This is a genomic window from Paenibacillus sp. RUD330 (assembly GCF_002243345.2).
Classification (GTDB): Bacteria; Bacillota; Bacilli; order Paenibacillales; family Paenibacillaceae; genus Paenibacillus_O.
Genome location: NZ_CP022655.2, coordinates 4,567,916 through 4,587,379 on the forward strand (window position 1 = coordinate 4,567,916; position 19,464 = coordinate 4,587,379).

At 61.5% G+C, this 19,464-nt stretch carries 16 protein-coding genes; 1 reads left to right on the forward strand and 15 read right to left on the reverse strand.

Going from position 1 to position 19,464, the window contains the following annotated elements; genetic code table 11:
- Nucleotides 1-59 precede the first annotated feature (59 nt).
- The 7 genes from CIC07_RS20970 to CIC07_RS21000 all read right to left on the reverse strand — a co-directional run bounded on the left by CIC07_RS20970 (nucleotide 60) and on the right by CIC07_RS21000 (nucleotide 7,902).
- Entirely contained in the window at nucleotides 60-1,481 is a 1,422-nt protein-coding gene (locus CIC07_RS20970; RefSeq protein ID WP_076359279.1) for an amino acid permease, read from the reverse strand.
- A gap of 215 nt (nucleotides 1,482-1,696) precedes the next feature.
- Nucleotides 1,697-2,500, reverse strand: a complete 804-nt coding sequence (locus CIC07_RS20975) for an AAC(3) family N-acetyltransferase (protein WP_076359278.1) — start codon at nucleotides 2,498-2,500, stop codon at nucleotides 1,697-1,699.
- A gap of 284 nt (nucleotides 2,501-2,784) precedes the next feature.
- A complete protein-coding gene (locus CIC07_RS20980; protein ID WP_076359277.1) occupies nucleotides 2,785-3,846 on the reverse strand; it encodes a BtaManbiosPhlase in 1,062 nt (353 codons plus the stop codon).
- 43 nt (nucleotides 3,847-3,889) lie between these two features.
- Entirely contained in the window at nucleotides 3,890-4,828 is a 939-nt protein-coding gene (locus CIC07_RS20985) for an MTP-1 family protein (protein WP_076359276.1), read from the reverse strand.
- Between the two features lie 27 nt (nucleotides 4,829-4,855).
- On the reverse strand, nucleotides 4,856-5,695 hold the full coding sequence (locus CIC07_RS20990; protein WP_076359275.1) for a carbohydrate ABC transporter permease: 840 nt from the start codon (nucleotides 5,693-5,695) through the stop codon (nucleotides 4,856-4,858).
- On the reverse strand, nucleotides 5,682-6,557 hold the full coding sequence (locus CIC07_RS20995; RefSeq protein WP_076359274.1) for a carbohydrate ABC transporter permease: 876 nt from the start codon (nucleotides 6,555-6,557) through the stop codon (nucleotides 5,682-5,684). The genes CIC07_RS20990 and CIC07_RS20995 overlap by 14 nt, the downstream gene beginning before the upstream one ends.
- A 16-nt stretch (nucleotides 6,558-6,573) precedes the next feature.
- On the reverse strand, nucleotides 6,574-7,902 hold the full coding sequence (locus tag CIC07_RS21000) for an ABC transporter substrate-binding protein (protein WP_076359273.1): 1,329 nt from the start codon (nucleotides 7,900-7,902) through the stop codon (nucleotides 6,574-6,576).
- 341 nt (nucleotides 7,903-8,243) lie between these two features.
- Here CIC07_RS21000 and CIC07_RS21005 point away from each other — a divergent pair, with 341 nt between their 5' ends.
- A complete protein-coding gene (locus CIC07_RS21005; protein WP_076359272.1) occupies nucleotides 8,244-9,269 on the forward strand; it encodes a LacI family DNA-binding transcriptional regulator in 1,026 nt (341 codons plus the stop codon).
- Nucleotides 9,270-9,514: 245 nt separating this feature from the next.
- Here the strand turns inward: CIC07_RS21005 and CIC07_RS21010 are convergent, their stop codons facing one another.
- The 8 genes from CIC07_RS21010 to CIC07_RS21045 form a co-directional block, all read right to left on the reverse strand.
- Nucleotides 9,515-10,108: a spore coat protein gene (locus tag CIC07_RS21010; protein WP_076359334.1), complete on the reverse strand. Its 594-nt coding sequence runs from the start codon at nucleotides 10,106-10,108 to the stop codon at nucleotides 9,515-9,517.
- A gap of 295 nt (nucleotides 10,109-10,403) precedes the next feature.
- On the reverse strand, nucleotides 10,404-10,607 hold the full coding sequence (locus CIC07_RS21015; protein WP_076359271.1) for a CLC_0170 family protein: 204 nt from the start codon (nucleotides 10,605-10,607) through the stop codon (nucleotides 10,404-10,406).
- A gap of 25 nt (nucleotides 10,608-10,632) precedes the next feature.
- The gene (locus CIC07_RS21020) at nucleotides 10,633-11,853 is read right to left on the reverse strand and encodes a Ger(x)C family spore germination protein (RefSeq protein ID WP_076359270.1); all 1,221 of its coding nucleotides are present in this window, start codon (nucleotides 11,851-11,853) and stop codon (nucleotides 10,633-10,635) included.
- Nucleotides 11,846-12,937, reverse strand: a complete 1,092-nt coding sequence (locus CIC07_RS21025; protein ID WP_076359269.1) for a GerAB/ArcD/ProY family transporter — start codon at nucleotides 12,935-12,937, stop codon at nucleotides 11,846-11,848. The genes CIC07_RS21020 and CIC07_RS21025 overlap by 8 nt, the downstream gene beginning before the upstream one ends.
- Nucleotides 12,930-14,558, reverse strand: coding sequence for a spore germination protein (locus tag CIC07_RS21030; protein ID WP_240923489.1), 1,629 nt, complete (start codon nucleotides 14,556-14,558; stop codon nucleotides 12,930-12,932). Before CIC07_RS21030 ends, CIC07_RS21025 begins: the two co-directional genes overlap by 8 nt.
- 152 nt (nucleotides 14,559-14,710) lie before the next feature.
- Complete coding sequence (locus CIC07_RS21035; protein WP_076359268.1) at nucleotides 14,711-15,319, reverse strand: DUF2087 domain-containing protein; 609 nt, start codon at nucleotides 15,317-15,319, stop codon at nucleotides 14,711-14,713.
- Between the two features lie 166 nt (nucleotides 15,320-15,485).
- Entirely contained in the window at nucleotides 15,486-17,093 is a 1,608-nt protein-coding gene (locus CIC07_RS21040) for a phospholipase D-like domain-containing protein (RefSeq protein WP_240923490.1), read from the reverse strand.
- A 251-nt stretch (nucleotides 17,094-17,344) separates the two neighbouring features.
- The gene (locus CIC07_RS21045; protein WP_076359266.1) at nucleotides 17,345-19,354 is read right to left on the reverse strand and encodes a YhgE/Pip family protein; all 2,010 of its coding nucleotides are present in this window, start codon (nucleotides 19,352-19,354) and stop codon (nucleotides 17,345-17,347) included.
- Nucleotides 19,355-19,464: the final 110 nt, after the last annotated feature.

Genomic DNA, 19,464 nt, shown 5'->3' on the forward strand with positions numbered 1-19,464 from the left:
GCTCATCGCTTGGAGAGCCTTCAGTCGAGAGGACAGAACGCCATCAGCTGTTCCCGCGTTTAGGATGAAGCCGTTTCCCGGCAAGCATCGCTCCCGGGATGCTCCTCCTCCGCCGGGAGAGGCGGCTCGCCCTTCCAGCGCCTCGACACGGCGAGCGTGACGGCGGCTACCGCCGCGGCGATCGCCAGGCTCGCCCAGAAGCCGGGGCGTCCTGCAGGCTCCAGCAGCGAGCCTGAGGCCGCGGCCGCCATGAGGACGAGCGCCGTTCCGCTTTTGATCCAGCCCGGAAGCCCCGGCTTCTGCAGCTTCAGGTAAGTCGCGACGATGAACATCCATACATATAGGAGCACGAGGCCGCCGGCAGTCGCCAGATGCTCGAACAGCGTCGAGGGCAGCAGCAGCGCCAGCACGACGGAGACGGCCATGCCGCCCGCATTGACAAGCAGCGCCGCCCAAGGCAGGCGTCGGGCACCCGCCGTCCGCGCCAGCCAATGCGGGGCGTCTCCATCCGATGCCAGCGATACCAGCATGGTGGAGACGCCGTACAGGGAGGCGACGAGGATCGAGAATCCCGCGACGATCAGCACCCCGTTCAGCGCGTGGACAAGCACGGGCAGCCTCATGGCCTCGAGCGCCTGGAGAAAAGGGCTTTCGGAGGCGTTCATCGCGGAGCGCGGCACGATCAGAACGGCAAGGCCGATCGACAGAAGATAGAGAATGCCGATGCCGAGCAGCATGATGCGACCTGCCTTGGGGGCATCGTCAGGCCGCTTCAGGCCGGCGGCCATGAAACCCATCACCTCGATGCCGCTGAAGGCGTAGAAGGCGTACAGAAGCCCGCTCCAGGCGCCTCTCCAGCCCCCGGCCTCCAGCAGCCTCCTCCACTCGGCCGGCTTTGCCGCCGAGGATGCCTTTCCGCTCAGCAGCATGAAGGCGGCCACGACGATGAACATGCCGACGGCCGCGATTTTCACGACGGCGAACAGGTTCTCAGCCGTATTGATTCCGCTCGCGCCCAGCACGACGACGGCGAGCGCCAGCACGGCGTAGGCAGCCGCGAAAACCCACAGCGGAACAGACGGAAGCCAGTAGCGCGTGAACAGCCCGAGCGCCGTCAGCGAGCCGCCGAGAATGAGCAGCTCGGAAGACCAATAGATCCAGCCGGTGCTGAAGCCGGCCCATCTGCCGTATGCCTTCTTGGCATACGCTCGGAACGAGCCCTTCTCCGGCCGTTCCGCCGTCATGGATGCCAGCGCCTCATAGACGAAATAAGTAGCCGCGGCCGCAGCCAGAAAAATCGGCAGCACGAGAAAGCCGCTCCGGCGGACGGCGATGCCGGTTCCGAGGAAAAATGCGGTCCCGATCGTGCAGCCCGCTCCGAACAGCGACAGCTTCCACCAGGAAAGATCGCCTTTGGCGCCCCCTTCGGAGGAGCACGAATCCCCGGCGGCAGCCTGAGGATGCTTGAGATGTTCGGACATGGTTCCCATCCTCCTTATGGAGGTAGGATTCGCCAATTCAGCCGGGACTATCCGGCAAGGGGTGGCGGCAAACAGCGCATCGGAAAGACAGCTAGCCGCATGGCCCGTGTCGGCCTGCCTTCCAGCCGGACGCGGTCCAGCGCCGATTGGGCTTCATGGACGGCCGACTGCTTGTTCCAGCGATCCTGGGCCTTATGACCAGCCGGCCGCATGGTTCAATGACGGTTGGCCTCCATCCAGGCAGCCGCGTAGCCGATCAGCTCCCGCTGCGGCAGCAGCCGTACGAGCGCATCGCCGATCCGCCCTCTCGCGGCCAGCGGGCAATCCCTTTCAAAGGCTTCGCCCACGGTGTTGAAATCGTCGTCGCGGTAGGCCAGATCGTCGAAAACCACCCATTCCCGCTTGCCGTCCCTCAGCATGGGCGAGCCTTGGCTGAGCAGCTCCTTATTGGGATAGACGGCGCGATGCTCGGCCAGATGCAGCGTGGTGTTTCTTTCGTGGTCGACTCCCAGCAGCAGAGCCCGGCCGCCATGCTCGGCCATCCGCTCTAGAGGGGAGCCTTCGCCGAGGGAGGGCGACAGCAGATGCGGCTCCAGAATCGTCCTCGCCAGCGGTCCGCGGGCGACGAAGCTCACCTGCGGATGGGCGCTGCGAAGCGTGCCTTCCTGGCGGCGGAAGCATTCCACGACGGCGCCCATCCCTCGGGTGGCCGTCAAGTCCGGACGATAGGCAGGCATCTCTTCGCGGATAAGCGGCCACCATGATTCCGGAACCGGCGGGCGCATCCAGTAGGAGGGCTCGGACAGGTCCGACGATTGCGATGGCATGACGATCGTGCCGCTATCCCCGACGGCTTCCTCAAGGGCAAGCACGACGGCTTCCGGCCCGCCGACGACCCAGCGGCCGAATGCCTTCATGGAGGAGTGGACCAGCAGCAGCATCCCTTCCCCGACTCCTATCGCCCGCAGCCCTGCCTCAATGTCTTTGCTTGTAAGGGGCATTTCGTTCTCATTGATCATGGTGCAGCCTCCGTATCGCGGGATAGGCAAGCGTCGATTCCGATGCCTTGCCTTCCCGACCTCTTCTTTTCGCCAGTCTACCAGACTCCGCCCCGCTTCGCAGGTGAAGAACGGTTTAAGACCGATTATAAGCCTCCCCGCGACGAGGGCAAAAAAAGCCCCGGCATGCCGCCAGGGCTGGTGTTATGCAGAAAGATTCCTTCGCATCGGAACGGAAAATGGCCGAGGCTTTCTTGATGATTGGATGCTCTTGATGCTCTTGATGCTCTTGATGCTGCAGCAGATCAGACCGGCTCCAGGCTGTCCAAAATGTCGGCCAGGCTGAGCTCCGCGCAAGCCATGGACGTGTCGGCGGCGCCGTAATACATGCGGACGCGGTCTCCGTCGACGAGGGCGCCGCAGGAGAAGACGACGCCTCCGAAGAAGCCGTCCCGCTCATAATCGGCGTCCGGCTCCAGAACCGGCTTGCCGGAGCGGGCAATCACCTTGGACGGATCTTCCAGGTCGAGCAGCACGGCTCCCATGCAGTACCGGTGATCCTTGGTCGCGCCGTGGTACAGCTCCAGCCAGCCGCGCTCCGTCCGGATCGGAACGGCTCCGCCGCCGATGCGGCCGCTGTCCCACATGCCGTCACGCAGGCCGATGAGATGGCGGTGGTTGCCCCAGTACAGCAGGTTGTCCGATTCGGCGATCCACATCTCGGGGCGGCCGCAGCTTTTGGTCGTCGGGCGGTGAAGGGCGTAATACTTGCCTCCGATGCGCTCGGGGAAGATGATGACATCCTTGTTGTCCGGCCCGAAGATCATGCCGTGATGCGTGACGCTCTTGAAATCCTTCGTCGAGACGAGCGATTCACCGATGCCGACGGGCGACACGGCCGAGAAATAGATGTAGTAGGTGTCCCCGATCTGGGTGATGCGGGGATCTTCAATGCCGAAGATCTCCAGCGGCTGCGTCGGATAGATGAACGGCTCCTCGTCGACCGTGAAGCTCCTGCCGTCCCGGCTGCGCGCGATGCGCAGGTACGAGAGGGAAGTCAGGTATTCGAAGGACGGCGCATGCTCCTTGCGCACGATGACTCGCGGATCGGACAAGTCGTAGCGTTCGTCGTCCTTGCGGATCGGAATGAGGTCCAGGTCGCCTTTCTCCCTGTTGTACACGGGAGCCAGCACGGTGTCCGGATCCTCGCTGATCGGGCGTTCCGCCACGCGCAGCAGCAGGATGACTTCGCCGTCGTATTCCGCCACCCCTGCATTGAAGGCGCCGATGACCTCGAAATCCTCGCGATGCGGCTTCACATCCGCTGGGGTCACCAGCGGATTTTGTTCGTAACGGTAGCTATTCATGGCATGAACTCCTTTGTATCTCAACTATTAATGCGGACAAAGCTCAAAAGCCGGCGAACGGGTCGTCGATGACCAGCCTCTGCGCGTCCGCGTCGCTGATGCCTGCGTACAGGACGGCCGTGCCGTCTGTCCTGCGAAGCAGCCCCCCGCTGAAGACGACATCCTGCAGGTCCGCCCGCTTGGCCGGACCAGGCAGAAAATCGCTGCGCTCGGCGATGATGCGCAGCTTCGTGCAGCTGGCGCCGGCCGGGTCGAACACGAACGCCATCGGGTAATAGTGGCGGTCCTGCGCTTCGTCGAAGCAGGCGACATGTCCGAGCACGCCGATCCGGCCGTCCTGCAGCAGATGGGCTTCATTGGCCCCTCCCCATTCGCCTTCCGCGAACTGGCCTTCCAGCAGCGGCGCGTCCTCGATCAGGCCGAGCGTCAATTGCTCCAGCGACGCCGCCTGCGCGAATCCGATCTTGCCGCGGCCGCCTTTCTCGCCTTGGGGGCGGGTGAAAACCCCGACCGTTCCATCGGCAAGCTCCACAAGGCGGATGTCCTTCATTCCGTCCGGCCCTTTGAAAAACGGCTTCAAATGCTCCAGGCCGCCGCCGCGGTAAAAGACGGTCCTCCACATCAGCGCGCCTTCGTTGTCCGGATGGGGATAGATCTCCACGCCTCCGACGATGAGCTCGCCGCCGATGCGGCAGTGGAACGGGTCTTGGAGCTCCAGCACCGGAGCCCGTTCCAGCGGCAGCCAGCGTCCGTCCGCCTCCTCGAAGAAGACGACTGCGGCATGCTCGCTGTCACGGGATTCCACGCGGCCCGGAATGATGTCCCGGCCGTTCTCCGCGATAGGCGCGGCGATATTGTACACATCCTTGCCGCCGACTTCGGCGAACGGGATCCGCTCCGGCGCCTCGGCGCGCGCTCCGGATGCCCGGTATTCCGCCAGCAGCTCGCGGCATGATGACGGCTCAAGCTTCCGAGTATTCATAGAAGGTTTCCTCCCTGCATGGGATGTTTATTTGAGGCTGAACTGCATGCCTTCCTGGAATTTCTTGCTGAAGATCAGGAACATGACGATGATCGGCAGCGTCAGGATGGTCGAAGCGGCATACAGAGGTCCGGGATAGGAGCCGTACGGCCCGAACATCTGCGAGAGCAGCACGTTCAGCGTCAGCATCGAATCGCTCTTGACCGCGATCATGTCCCAGAGCAGCTCGGTCCAGCGCTCCATGAGCAGGAACAGGAAGATGACGGTCGTGATCGACTTCGACATCGGCAGCATGATGCGGAACATGATTTTCAGATCGGATGCCCCGTCCAGCTTGGCCGCCTCGATGAACACCGTCGGCACGGCCTTGAAAAAATTCGTGTACATGAAGATGGCCCACAGGCTGACCGCCTTCGGAATGATCAGGCCCAGATACGTGTCGTAGAGCCCGACCCGCTGGATGACCAGAAACGTCGGCACCAGCAGGATGATCGCGGGAAAGAACATATGGAACAGGACGAAGTTGTTCATCGCATTGCGGCCGAAGAAGTTCAGCTTGGACAGCGCATAGGCGACCATGATGCCGAACAGCATCATCAGCGCCGTAGAGGCGACCGAGACGATGATGCTGTTCATGAACGCGTTCAGCCAAGGACGGGTGATGCCCGTCTCGCCGCCGCTGAACAGCCACTCGTAGGATTTGAGCGTGAAGCTCGTCGGGAACAGCTTCTTGTCGATCTGCGTCCAGTCCGCGAACGAGCTGAGCACCATGTACAGATAGGGATAAACCATGACGAGCAGGAGCGCGAGGGCGAGCGAGTAACGGATGGCCCGCCTGGCTCCGCTGCGTTTCTTAGACCCAACCATTCCGCTTCCCCCATATCTCCAGTAGTTTGCGGATTACGAAAATCGAGGCGAACGTCGCCAGCGACGCCAGCAGCGCGACCGCGGAGGCGTAGCCGACCTGCATGTTCGAGAACGCCTGCTTGAAGATCTCCATCTGCCAGGTGTTCGTCGCGTTGCCGGGACCGCCGCCGGTCAGCTGGTACACCTCGGTGAAGATGCCGAACGTCACTCCGAATGCCAGAATCAGCGTCGTATAGAGCGACGGGTACAGCAGCGGCAGCGTAATCCGCCAGAAGCGCTGGCTGTCCTTGACTCCGTCGATGGCGGCGGCCTCGTACACTTCCTTGTCGATGCTCTCCAGGCCGGATGTGATGATGAGCGCATAATAGCCGGTGAACTTCCAGGCGAGGATCAGGCCGACGACGAAGAGCGCCGAGAAGGGCGAGCCGAGCCAGTTGATATCCATGCCGATGCCTCTCAGGAATTCATTGACGGGACTCGTGTAGGACAGCAGCCCCTTCACGATCAGCGCGGACACGACGCCCGAGCTGAGGTACGGCAGGAAAAATCCGATCAGGAACAGCCCCTTGAACCGGGGCAGGCCATGGACGACGACGGCGACGCCGATCGCCATCACGGTGACGAGCGGAACGAAGATCATCATGAATTTGTACGTATTCCAGAATGCCGCATGGACGGCCGGCGATTGCAGCGCGTCCAGGAAATTGCCGATCCCGACGAAATTGAACGTCGGGGCGATAAGGTCCCAGTTCGTAAACGACAGGAATAAAGACCATAGGAGCGGCACAAAGAAAAAGATCAGCGAATAGATGAGGTAAGGGCTGGCGAACATCCAGCCCAGCTTGTTGTTGCGTTGGTCCATGACAGCGGAACCTCCCTTATTTCAGGGCTTTCTCCAGCGCAGCCTTCATCGCCGCCCAGCCCTCGGCAGGGGCGATTTCGCCTTTGACCACTTTGTTGAAAGCCTCCGTGCCGATGATCGTCTGCAGGTCGTTGTACTTGGCGTTGTCCATCGGCGGCACCGCATTCGGCACGTTCTCCGCATACGGCTTCAGCTGCGGACTCTCGTCCAGGATCGCCTGGAACGATTCGTTGGTCGACAGGTCGTCGCGGGCCGGCGGCAGATTCGTCTGCTTGAACCAGGCTGCGTCGTTCTTGGCGTCGCTGTACACCCACTTCACGAAATCAAGCGCCGCCTGCTGCTGCGCCTTCGTCGCGGAAGCGTAGATGACAAGTCCCTTCGTATCGGCGAACGTCTTGCTTTGGGCAGGATCGACGCCGTCAGGCACCGGAGGCATCGTCAGCGCATAGGTTTCGTTGTATTTCAGGTTCGGGTATTTTTCCGCCCAGGTCGTAAAGGTCCACGGACCGACATCGGTGAACACGCCCGTGCCGTTCTCGAACGGATCCGTCACCTGGCGCGCCAGCAGCCCTTTCTCCTTGCGCAGGCTGTCGACGAACGTCAGCACCTCGATGCCGGCTTTCTCGTCTCCGGTGAACTTGTCGCCCTCGATGAACTTGTTGCCGTTCGACGCGGCGTCATACAGCATGTAGAAGTCGAACCAGCGCTTCCAGGCGGTAGGATCGGCCAGATCCGGCTTCGCCCACAGGTATTTCTTGTCGCCGTATTTGTCCTTGAGCTTCTTGGTCAGCTCCAGCACTTCGCCGTACGTCTTCGGCGGCTCGCTGTAGCCGAGCTCCTTCAGAGTATCGAGGCGCCAGCCGAACAGCATCGGGTTGGAGTAGATCGGAAGCACGTATTGATGGCCGTCCGCGAACTTCCACGGCTCGATCGTCTTGCTCATGCTTCGTCCCTGGAGCAGGTCGCCGTAGCCTTCCAGCGTATCCAGCGGCACGAGCGCCTTGCTGCTCGACAGCTGGGCCGCGAAGCCGCGGTTGATGTTCTCCGACATCGTCGGCGCGCTCTTGGCCGCGAGCGCGGCCTGGATGCTGGCTTCGGAGGTCGGCGATTCCTTGATCGCGCTGACGTTGATCTTGACCTTGCCGTTCTGGGCTTCGTACGCCTTGGCCATCTCCTGCCAGTAAGCCTGCTGCGTCGGATTCGGCGCCGCCCAGAACTCGATCGTCGTCACGCTTTCCCCGGACGCCGATCCGGATTCGTTCTGGCCGCCCTGGCCGGTGGAGCAAGCGGACAGCATGCCCGCGATCAAAGCAACGGATAAAACCATTGGGACTCTCTTTTTCATTATGCATGGCCTCCCTAACTTGTCATGTTAAAAATCATTCTCCGTCATCAAGCTGTCAATGAGAAAAAGTGAAATGAAAGCGCTTATGAGACCCATTATGGAGCATGATTCTCCTTAAGTCAAGTTACAAACCGATTAAGTCATTCTTTTTTCGAATGATACACTTTACTATTTTGTTTTGTAACGTTACAATTAAAAAGCGGGATTTCGATCCGTTCCGATATGTATTTTCCTCCCGCCCGAAGCTTGACATTACCGCCCCGCTGCGGAAACAATGATAAACGAATGGCTGCGCGTCGGGCTTCCGGTCCGAAAAGCGAGCATGACGGAGGCTGACTCTTTTGAAATCGAAAATTACGATGCAGGACATCGCCGACAGGCTGAATCTGTCCAAGAACTCGGTCTCCCAAGCTTTGACGGGCAAGCCCGGCGTAAGCGACGAGACACGCCGGCTCATCATGAAGACGGCCGACGAGATGGGCTATACGTATACCCGAAGGGGCAACACGGAGGAAGCCGGCCCGACGGCGAAGCCGCGGACGATCGCGCTCATCGCTTCCGATTACGCCTTTTCCATGAAGAGCTTCTTCAGCGACATCTACCTCAGCATCGACCGGGAGCTGAAGAAGCTCGGCTGCGAGCTGGTCATCCAGTCCATCAGCCCGAACGATGCCGAGTCCCTGACTCTCCCGCCGTTCATCCAGCAGCGGGCCGTGGACGGCGTGCTCATCCTGTCCCATATTACGACTCCCTATATCCAGGCCGTGCTGGATACGGACATTCCCGCCGTCCTGATCGACCATCACCATCCCGATCTGCAGGCGGACTGCATCCTGACCAACAACCGGTTCAGCGCCTACGAAGCCATCCGGCATCTGCACGGACTCGGCCATCGCGATATCGGTTATGTCGGCAACATCTCTTTTGCTCCGAGCTATTACGAGAGGCTGGAGGGGATGAGGCTCGCAGCCCTCGAGCTCGGCTTGCAGCTGAAGGAGGCCTGGCTGCTGACCGATGCGGCCGAGGACAGCGACGAGATCCGCAAACGGCTGGAAGGGCTGAGCGGCGGGCCTACCGCCTGGTTCTGCGTCAACGACGGATACGGCTTCATGGTCAGCTCCGCGCTGCAGCAGCTCGGGCGGCGCGTGCCCGAGGACGCCTCCGTCGTCAGCTTCGACAACGGCTATCTCTCCCGGCTCGCGACACCGCCCATCACGACGGTCGATGTCGACCTTCCGCTCTATGCCCGGTGCGCCGTCGAGCGGCTGCTCGCCAGACTGGAAGACCCCGGCATGCCGTACGCCGAAACGCTGCTGCATACGAAGCTGCTCATCCGGGAATCGACCGGGAATCCTCCCCGCCGCTGAGCGGACCGAAAGGAGCCGACGCCATGAACGGAAGCAAGCCCTTTTATTGGCTGCTTGCGGCCGCAGCCGCATTCTTCATCATCCTTCTGCTGACCGGCATATACGGAATGAATGCTTCGGCCAACATGTTCTCCGGCCGCTGATGCCGGCAGCCGGAGGCCTCAACGACCGCTCCGCCTCCTCCGGACCAACGACAAGACGGCTCATGCGACATCGCATGAGCCGTCTACATTTTTCAGGAATGGCTACTGGTAGCGGCTGAAGGAGTTCGGAGCCGGCATCTGGGGCTGGCCGGGAGCCGGAACGTAGGAGCCGAGCATCGACTGCATATCGTTCTGCTTCAGCTGAGGCACCTGATAATAGGCATGCTTGTTCTGGAAGAGGAAAATCTCGAATGCCATCTCCACATAGTTCTGGATCTGGGAAGCGACGACACGGCGCACGACCGGATTCGTAATCTCCGGCGAAGCCATCGCGAGCAAGGACGCGGTTGATTTGATCAGGCCGAGCATATGGCCGCTGATTCCGGCATCCTTGACGTCCGCGAGCGACTGGTTCGGCTTTTTCGGCTGGGAAGGCTTGATGCCGAACGCCACGTTCGTCGGCTGCTGCATCATGTACGTGCCGGTTTCCTGATGCGGCTTCTGCCCCGTCGCGAAGCATTCGGCCGTCAGGTTGTATTGGGAAAGGATGAAGTTGTACTGGCGGTCCAAAATGCCGAGCAGCTCCTGATCCTTGACGAAGCCGCGGAAAATCATGAACTGGTCGAGGACGTTGATCATGCCGGACAGAATCTCGTGCATGTCGAAAAACTCATGTCCGCCGTGGTTCAGATTCATCTGCCGCTGAGGAGCGGAAGGAGCAGCGGCTTGGGCCTGCTGCTCGTAAGGCTGCGCATTCGCTTGCTGCGGCTGGTATGCTTGCTGCGCATGCTGATTTTGCGGCTGATATCCTTGCTGCTGCTGGTACGGCTGCGCGAACGGATGCTGCTGCGGCTGTCCAGGCTGGCTCATGGGCTGGAACTGAGGCTGGTAGGGCTGATTGTTCAAGGCTAGTCCTCCTACATGTGAATTCAGGCTTCGTTAAGATGAGCCAAAAGCATCCTCCCTATTCGGCATAGCCGCCGTCCAAGGCTCACAACAGCAGCTGGAACACCGCCAGAACGGCCGCTCCGGCCGCGCAAAAGCCGATTTGAATCCAGGCCAGCCCCTTTGTCCAGCCGCCTTCCTTCTTTTTGCCGAGCCATTCGTACATCCGCAAATCCGCCGTCAGCATGAACAAGCCGCATAACAGGCTCAGAATGACGAACACGGCGAGACTGTATTTATAATTCAGCATTCGGTCCAAGCCTCCTTGCGGGAGATCAATTGAGCTTCAGCCCTTCCCTGCGGATCGCGACCCTGCAATCCAGCTCGAATTCCATGCCTGCGTACTCCCGCTCCCAATCCTCCTTGGACTGGATGCGGCTGTTCCAGTATGCGGGCTCCCGGGCGCGGAACATCTCCCCGAAGCCGAACGGATCGCTCCGGTAGCGCTGGGTTTTGCGGATGAATTCCAGCAGGAAATAGGCAATCTCCTTCTCCATGCTTTTGCGGATCCGGTCGAAATCCTGCGCCGTATAACGCTCGGATTGGCCGTCGATCTTCTCCTCGATGCTGGTGTCCAGATGGACGACGATATGCGCGTGAGGCTTGCCGTCCCGGATGGAAACCTTCGTCTCGGCGATGCGGCGGTTGCTTTTGAGCATGATCGCGCCTATGCCCGGCACTTCCCCCAGGATGGAATACCCGCCCGGATTGAGCCCTTTGATGGCCATGTAGCTGCCGATCTCGATCGGCTCGGAATGGCCGATCATTTTGCCCCCGCGAAACAGCGCCATTCCCTTGAGCAGGATGTTCTCCTTCTGGCGAATGGATACATAGGGAAGGAACTCGTCCTGTCCAAGGCGCGATTCGGCGCTCCAGAAGCTGCCGGAGTATTGGGGAGGAAATTTGCCCATCTCCACCGACTTTTCAATCATGGACAGCAGATAGAGGGTAGGGACGCGCTCGAGCGGCGGCGCCACGTTCATCAGCTTGTTCGCCTCGATATCCGAGACGACGATCCAGGTGGAGCGCCTCACCTCCGAGTTGCGGCGGAAGTAGTCGTTGATGTCCTCCATCCCTCTGCGGGCGATCTTCTCGCTGACGACGATGATCCGCAGATGGATCAGGCTGCGCGGATCGGCGATTTCCTGCTGCAGGTTGTTGAGCGCATCGTCGATGGAATAACCCGTCACCTTCACGACCCATACCGGCAGCCCTGCCTGCTTGCCGCCCCCGCTCTCTCCCGGACCGAGCGGAACCCTGCCGGGAATGGCGATCTGGGCCGTCACCAGAACCCGGTGGTTACGCAGCGATTTCGGCTCATGCAGATAAGTCGTATGCTCGTGGTCGCCGGCGGCTTCCTCATCCACTTCATCGATCGCCATGCCGAGAATGAGGGCGCGGTCCTCCAGCTCCTGCCGGTCCCAGCAGCCCCCAAGCATCGGCAATGCGATCGCCGCCGCCAGCGCCAAGGCCAGCATCCGCCTCCATCTAGGCATGGGCCCGCCTCCTTCCCGACCGGATGAACGACATGATCAGCAGCAGCAAGGGATACGCCGCCGTCAGCAAAAATCCGTAGCGCCCGGACCAGTCCCACAAGGAATATAGGACATGGATATTGGGCGGAATCATCGACACGGCGTACACGGCCGGCATATAGAAGGATGCGAACATGCGATGGTCTCCGAGGCGGAACAGATCGCGGCTGGCATGGACGGAGAAGTAGTAGGTCGCATAGATGGTCGTATAGATCGAGATGACCCAGATGATCAGGAACAGCGCATCGAGCCGCTGTCCGGCGCCCATAGACGCGCTGCGCGCCGTCTCCAGTGTCGGATAGGTCAGAATCTTCGTCTCCTCGGCTCCGAACATGCCGACCGTCGTCAGGACGACCAGCATATATAGCGCGCCCCCGATCGCGGCGCCGATCGCGACGGATGATGCCGCCCGCTTGGGGAATTTCATGAGCGGTACGAGCAGGCAGAACACGAAGGACATTTGCGACAGGGAAGCGATCTTCACCGATTCGTTCGGCCAGTCTCCGCGGTGGTTGCCGATCAGCGGCAGCAGATTGTCCGGGTCGATGCTGCGGGTCGCGATCAGTACGATGAACAGGCCCGGGAGCAGGATGAACGGCAGGTAGAAGGAGTGGACGAACGAAAACTTGATCAGGTCCCGTCGGGCCGACAAGGCGACGACCAGCAGAAGCATGCATTCGATGATCTGCATGGGCGTCTTCTGGAGCAGGACAAGCACGACGACTTCCCCGAACTGCCGCAGCGATATGCCGGACACGAGCAGGAAATACAGGATCAGCAGCCCGTTCATGACTCGCGCGGCCGGAGCGCCGATCAGCCTCTCGCTGAAAAAGATCAGGTTCTCTCCGGGATGGCGGCTGCAGAGATAAGCGAGCAGCAGCAGAGACACGGTGCCGCATACAATTCCCGCCGCGGTCAGCAGCGGAGCTCCGCTTTCCGCTCCAACGGCGGCGAATCGAGGCAAGGTCAGAACGCCGATGCCCACATTGGCGCTCGTCACGAGCGCGGCCATCCGAATGGAAGAAACCGACAGCGTATCACTCATGGGCCCGGGAATCCTCCTCGCCGGCATACTGAAGCGTTCTCAGCATCGGCGCGTCCGCGGCATCGGGCGGCAGCCGGTCGGCATCCAGCGTGTGCAGATGCGAAGGGCGCTTCCTCATCCACCAGATCGGGCCGCGCATGAGCAGATCCTTGAAGCCCTGCCAACTGTTCGGCACGAACGGCGCCATATAGGGCACGCCGAACGATTCCAGGGCGAGCAGATGGTTCGCGATGAAGAGCAGTCCGATCAGCACGCCGAACAAGCCGAACGAGCCGGCCAGCATAATGAGCGGGAACCTCAGCATCCGCAAGGCGATGGCCGCGTTGTAGGCGGGCGTAGCAAACGAGCCGATCGTCGTAAAGGCGACGATGACGACGGTGATCGGGCTGGAGAAGCCGGCCGAGACGGCCGCCTGCCCGATGATGAGCACGCCGACGATGCTGAGCGCGCCGCCGATCAGCTGGGGAAGGCGGATGGTCGCTTCGCGGAGAATCTCCATCGATATTTCGATCATGAGCACCTCCATAACCGTCGGGAAGGGGACGCCGGCTCTGCCTCCCGCCACCGCCACGGCGAAGTCGGTCGGAATCAGCTCCGGGTTGAAGGAAATCAGCGATACATAAAGAGCCGGGAAAATAAGAGAGGTGACAAGCGCCACCAGACGGATGATCCGGATCAGGCTGCCGATGAGGAAACGCTCCGTATAATCGTCCAGCGTCTGATAGAACTGGCTGAAGAAGCAAGGCACGATGAGCGCGAACGGGGAGCCGTTGCTCAGGATGGCGACCCGTCCCTCCAGCAGCGCCGCTGCGGTCTTGTCCGGCCTCTCCGTGTTCTGGATTTGCGGAAACGGGGAGAACGGCTGATCCTCGATGAACTGCTCGATATAACCGGCGTCCAGGATGGCGTCCGTATCGATCTTGGCCAGCCGGCCCAGCACGCGCTCGACGATGGCGGGATCCGCGATGCTCGACAAATAACAGACGGCGACATTCGTATTCCCGCGCCTGCCGATCGGAGCCATCTTCACCTTGAGGTCGGTCGTCGAGAGACGGGACCGCACGAGCGCGATGTTCGTATCGAGCGACTCGATGAAGCCTTCGCGCGGGCCGCGTATGACCTGCTCGGTCTGGGGCTGCTCGATCGCCCGTTTCTTGATGTCGCGGGTGTTGACGATCAGCGCCTTGTGGCTCCCGTCGATGCAGATCACCGTTTCGCCCGAGGTCACCGCGAGAAGCATCGGGACGATCATCACTTCCGCGCTCGCATCCGCGGCATGCAGATAGTCATGGAGCGCATAATCGGCGACCCGGCTCGCATGCAGCCCTTGCGCCTGCTCGTCCTTCAAGGCCGTCATCAGAGGCTGCAGGATGTCCCGGTTGATCCGGTCCTGGTCCACCATCGGCTCGAGGAAGACGGCTGCGGCGTTGAAGCTTCCGAAGATGCGGAACTGCCGGATCGCGATGTCGTCCGTTTCCCCGAAAACCTCCTTGAGCATGCGGAGCATCTCATCCAGCCTGGAGGAAGCCTGCATGCTCTCATACTTTCTCAGCGTCAAGTCTTTGACGGGAACGGAACCGGTACGCTTGAACAGATTGGATTTGCCCCGCCAGCTTCCCATCGGCCTTCTCCCCTCCCCTGAATGTGCAAGTACCGGTAGTATAACCAGCCTGTTCCAGGGTATGTGCCTCGCGCGGCAAGGGAAGGGGAGGCGGAAAAAGGCTCCGGACGCGGGGTCCGAAGCCTTGAAGGAGGGATGGAGTTCGAGAAAAGCTAGGACAAGGCGTCCCACCGGGGCCACATCTCGACCGGATTCCGCTCGTAGATTTCCTTTTCCCGGAACAGGAATTGATGCATGATGAACTCCCGCCGGATCGTGGCGAAGTCGTCGTGAACTTCCTTGATGAAGGCGTTGATCTCCTTCTCCTCGTAGCTGCGCCCCGCCTCCAGCCGGCCTGCCAGATGCTCCAGCACTACCAGCTTCTTCTTCAGCTGGGCCGGGATGCTCTTCAGCCTGCCGTCCTTGTCGAAGAAATTGTTCAGCACCCCGCTGCGGAACTTCTCCATCCGTTCGTCCATGGCCCGGTTCTCCTCCCTGCCGTCCGCCGTCCGGCGGTAGATCAAGCTCGCGGCTCCTTGCGCTCCGCTGCGGATGAAATAATCGTTGAGCGTGAAATAGATCGTGTTCTTGTCGCGCCGTTCGTTGATCAGGCTTGCCTCCCGCAGCTTGGCCGCATGGTGGGTAATCGTCGCCGGCGTCAGCGACAGCTTCTCGGCGAGCGCCTGTCCGTTCAGCTCGCCCTCGGCCAGCAGGATCAGCATCCGGATCCGCGTCGGATCGGCCAGAGCCTTGTGGTAAGCGACAACCTTCTCCAGCTGCATGAAGGCCAGCCCCCTTTTCAATAATTCAATCCATATCTAATTAGATACTAATCGAATTTGATTCCTTCGTCAAGAGGTGATCCGCGGCTCCGCAGAAGGAAAGGAACGATGAAAAGCCTCCTTCAGGATGTCGCCTGAGGCGGAGGCTTCGATAGGGATGAAACGACTAAGCGAACTTGCTCGTGAGCTTGTTGAGGTAGGTGCTGGGATGGAGCGCCGGATGCTTGAAAAACTCCCCGGCATCCTCGACCTTGCGGGATACGCCGAGATCGTAGCCGATCATCTCCCGGACTGTATCCGCGAAGGCTCCGCCTCTCACCAGGATGCCAAGCTCGAAGTCATGGCAGGCGCTGCGCTCGTTCAAGTTGTAGGAGCCGTGGAACACCGCGTCTGATCTGCGGTCGTAAGCGACTTTCCAATGGGAAAACCGTTCCGTGCCGCTGTAATCGTAGAAGGAAACGCCCTTCTCGAAAGGGAGGCGCATATGGCCTCGGACGGCGGCGAGATTGGTCGGGTGGTCGTTGATATGGAGAGGATTGCAAATGGATATATGTGACGCCCTGTCCGCTTCCAGGCTCTGAAGCTTCTTCCAGAACTCATCGTCGATGAGGTAAGGATTCACGATGACGGTCTCATCGGCTGCATGCTCCAGCAGGGAGAGATGATACGATTGGATCAGATTCACGGGATTGCCCGCGAAGCTGGCGACCAGCGTGCATTCCTCGTCTCCGTATCGTCTGTTCTCCGAGGAGGGGCGATAGAATTCATCTCCGGGATCGAACGATTCCCCTGTCGCTACCCCCCATTGAGCGGCGAAGATCCGGTTCGCGGAATACGCCGCCTCTCCCCGGATCCGGAAGCAGCCGTCATGCCATTCCTTCGGACTGCCCGGAATTCCCATCCGACGGCCGCCGGCAATGACATTCCCCTCGGCGATGATCGGCGTGTCGCCCAAGTACTGGTCGCCTACGTTGAGGCTGCCGAGCAGGAGCGTATGCCCGTCCAGCACGATGAACTTCCGGTGGTTGATGATGTTGAGCCCCGTCTCTGCCTCGGCTTGGGCGAAATCATGGACATACAGGCTGCTGTCCCGCACGCCCTTCTCCGCCAGCTCCTTGCGCCTCGCCGGCCACGCCTCCTTGGGACAGCAGCTCTCGAACGTGTCGACGACTTGCGCGCCCGCCGCCTCCAGCCTTTCCCTGAGGAGCGGGAAACGGCCGTACTCCAGATTATGGTCGTAGCCCAGCGCGCTCAGCGTCGCATCGACCATGAGACGCACCTGGACGCCGCGCTTCAGAGCCGCTTCCAGTGCGGCGGCCACCCGGCCGCCGGACTTGTCGTTGAAGAAGAGCATGACGGAGAAATGGATGTAGCGCCTTGCGCGTCCGATCTCTTCCAGAATGGCCGCCAGGCTGTCCGGCCCGTTCACGAACGCCTCCGCTCGGTTGCCCTGCGTCGTATGGGGAGCAAGCAGGCTGAGATGCTCCAGCCGCATCCCGTTCACCTCATAAGCGATTTTCTCCAATCCTTCCTCCGTGGCTCCGGGCAGCAGGATCAGCTGGCTGCATTCGGTCAGAAAGCCGCCAAGCCGCTCCTGCCGGTACTTTGCCGCCGCTTCCGCATCCATCCGCTCCTGAGCCAGGGCAGCAGCTTCCTTCCCGTCTTCCATCACGCCGCTGCTGAATCCGCCCGAAAGCCAATAGTTGAAAAAATCCACCATTCCCCGGCGCAGCCGGCCGTCCCAATCCTTCGCCGCGATTCGTCTATGTTCCACTGTCCATTCCTCCGATCGTGTCCGCAGCCTGAATGCCGATAGGGAACATTAAACGGAAACCGCCGCTCTGTCCCAGCTTCGGGGAATCTGGAGGACAGCCTGGACCTTCATGGCTCGGGACAGGCATTGGCTCTCCGGCAAAAAAAGCCCCCGCAGCGGCGAAGGCCGATGCGGAGGCTTGCTCCGTAGACGGTTGTCCATGCCAGCCGGGCTGTCAACCGAATCCGGGTCTGCGGACGGCGGCAGGCTCTCTAAGCCGCCGCCTCCCCTGCAAGCCGCGGATCCCGCCGGGCATGCGCGATGTTGAAGGCGAGACTGACGAGAGCGGCGGCTGCTAGCCATGCCGCCAGCGCCAGCGCATTCGCCGCCGTCCAGGAGCCGTCGCCGATCGAGATCGCGCTCTGGAAGCCGTGCAGCGAGAAGGTCATGGGCAGATACCGGCCGACGGCCTGCAGAACCGGGGCGCTCAGCTCGCTTGGGAACGTGCCGCCGCATGTCGCCAGCTGCACGACAAGGAGCGTGACGGACAGGAACTTGCCGATGAAGCCGAAGACCGTGACCAGCATGTAAATGATCGTCAGGAATGTCAGCGAGGCCAGAAGGCTGAAGCCGATGAATGCCGGCGTGCTGGCCGGCTCGATCCCGAAGCCGAAGAGAGCGACGGCGACGACGATCGCAGTCTGCGCGATGCCGACCGTGCAGAACAGGCCCAGCTTGTTGATCCACTGGGCGGTGCCGCCGAGGGCCTGGTCCTGCCTCCGTCCGAGCGGCAGGATGTTGGCGCCCATGATGCCGCCGACGAACAGCGCAAGCGACAGGAAGTAAGGCGCGATGCCGACCCCGTAGCTTGGAACCTCGTGCAGCTCCGATTCCACCAGCCGCACCGGCTCCGCGAGCATGGCGGAGACGCCGCTGCCCGTGCGGAGGCTGTCCGTGCGCTGCGACGCGTCCGCGAGCTTGGCCGACAGCTCGTCCGTGCCGGCGTCCAGCCTGCTCATGCCGCCGAGCAGCTTGGCGGTGCCGCTGTCCAGTCCCGACGCGCCGCCGGCGAGGCCTTCCATGCCGCTGCGCAGCGACTGGAACGCTGTTGCCCAGCCGTCCATGCCGGCGCTGAGCTTGGCGGTGCCCGCCTTCAAGCCGGAAGCTCCGGCGGCGGCATCGGCAAGCCCGCTGCCGAACTGCTTCAGCGAGCTCTGGAGCCTCTGCTCCCCGGCTGCGAGCTTATCGGCTCCGGCAGCCAGCTGCTGCTGGCTTGCCGCCAACGCTTGCGAGGCCGCTTCGGCTTGAGCAAGCTGCTCCCGCAGCCGGCCGAGAGCGGAGTCGCCGCCCGCTCCTTCCTTATCCTTCGCATAGGCGGCAAGCTCATCCTGCAGCTTCGCCAGGTCGGCCGACAGCTTGGCTTGGCCGGCCGCGGCTTGACCGCTGGAAGCGGCAAGCCTGTCCATGCCGGATGCGGCTGTGTCCGAGCCGGCCTGAAGCCGCTTCTGCGCCGCTTCGAGATTTTCCATGCCATCCGCAAGGCTGGAGCCGCCTGCCGCCGCGCTTGCGGCGCCTTGCCGCAGCTGCTGCGAGGCCGCCGACAGCCTGGCTCCGCCGCCGCTGAGCCTAGCCGTTCCCGCAGCCAGCTCTCCGGCCCCGTCCGCAAGGCTTTTCAGCCCCGCATAGGCCGCCTCCGTGCCTTGATGAAGCGCGAGCGCGCCGCTGCCGGCGCTCCCGAGCCCATCCGCCATGCTCCTCATGGAGCTGAGCACGCCGTCCGCATAAGCCTTGGTCAGGCTCGCTTGAATGCCCGCCTTCATTTCCTTGACGGCGCTCGAGCCGACCTGCGAGGCGACGAAATTGCGTCCCGCGTCGGTTTCGTACAGAAGCCGGGCCGGCTTCGGATCGGCGTCCATCAGGCTGGCCGCGGAGGCGGAAAAGTCCTCCGGAACGGTTACCGTCATGTAGTACGTTCCATCCTTGAGGCCGTCATGCGCCTCCCGGGCCGTGACGAAGCGGAAATCCATCGTCCGCTTCCGCTGCAGCTCGCTTACGAAATCGGCTCCGGCATGAATCGGCTTGCCGCCTAGCATCGCTCCCACGTCTTCATTGACGACCGCAATCGGCAGCTTGTCCAGCTTGCCGTACGGATTCCAGTATCCGGACAGGAACAGTCCCAAATAAATCAAGGGAACCAAAATCAGGAAGCCCAGCGCGATCCGTCCATGCGCATGATGCAGCAGCCGTTTCCAATCCCCGAAAATATGCCGCCATCCTTCCACGCCATTCACTCCTCCTCCATGATCACGCTCCGTGCGGACCGTATCGGCTTCCCATTTTACGCGGGAGAATCGATTATGTATAATACATGAAAACTAATAAAACCATACAC

Coding starts and splice junctions, on each gene's coding strand:
- CIC07_RS21030 (WP_240923489.1), bottom strand. CDS start 14,558: ATGGGAAGCTGGCGGGGCAAATCCAATCTGTTCAAGCGTACCGGTTCC.
- CIC07_RS21025 (WP_076359269.1), bottom strand. CDS start 12,937: ATGAGTGATACGCTGTCGGTTTCTTCCATTCGGATGGCCGCGCTCGTG.
- CIC07_RS20970 (WP_076359279.1), bottom strand. CDS start 1,481: ATGTCCGAACATCTCAAGCATCCTCAGGCTGCCGCCGGGGATTCGTGC.
- CIC07_RS20985 (WP_076359276.1), bottom strand. CDS start 4,828: ATGAATACTCGGAAGCTTGAGCCGTCATCATGCCGCGAGCTGCTGGCG.
- CIC07_RS21020 (WP_076359270.1), bottom strand. CDS start 11,853: ATGCCTAGATGGAGGCGGATGCTGGCCTTGGCGCTGGCGGCGGCGATC.
- CIC07_RS21015 (WP_076359271.1), bottom strand. CDS start 10,607: ATGCTGAATTATAAATACAGTCTCGCCGTGTTCGTCATTCTGAGCCTG.
- CIC07_RS21010 (WP_076359334.1), bottom strand. CDS start 10,108: ATGAATCTGAACCACGGCGGACATGAGTTTTTCGACATGCACGAGATT.
- CIC07_RS21000 (WP_076359273.1), bottom strand. CDS start 7,902: ATGAAAAAGAGAGTCCCAATGGTTTTATCCGTTGCTTTGATCGCGGGC.
- CIC07_RS20990 (WP_076359275.1), bottom strand. CDS start 5,695: ATGGTTGGGTCTAAGAAACGCAGCGGAGCCAGGCGGGCCATCCGTTAC.
- CIC07_RS20980 (WP_076359277.1), bottom strand. CDS start 3,846: ATGAATAGCTACCGTTACGAACAAAATCCGCTGGTGACCCCAGCGGAT.
- CIC07_RS20995 (WP_076359274.1), bottom strand. CDS start 6,557: ATGGACCAACGCAACAACAAGCTGGGCTGGATGTTCGCCAGCCCTTAC.
- CIC07_RS21035 (WP_076359268.1), bottom strand. CDS start 15,319: ATGCAGCTGGAGAAGGTTGTCGCTTACCACAAGGCTCTGGCCGATCCG.
- CIC07_RS20975 (WP_076359278.1), bottom strand. CDS start 2,500: ATGATCAATGAGAACGAAATGCCCCTTACAAGCAAAGACATTGAGGCA.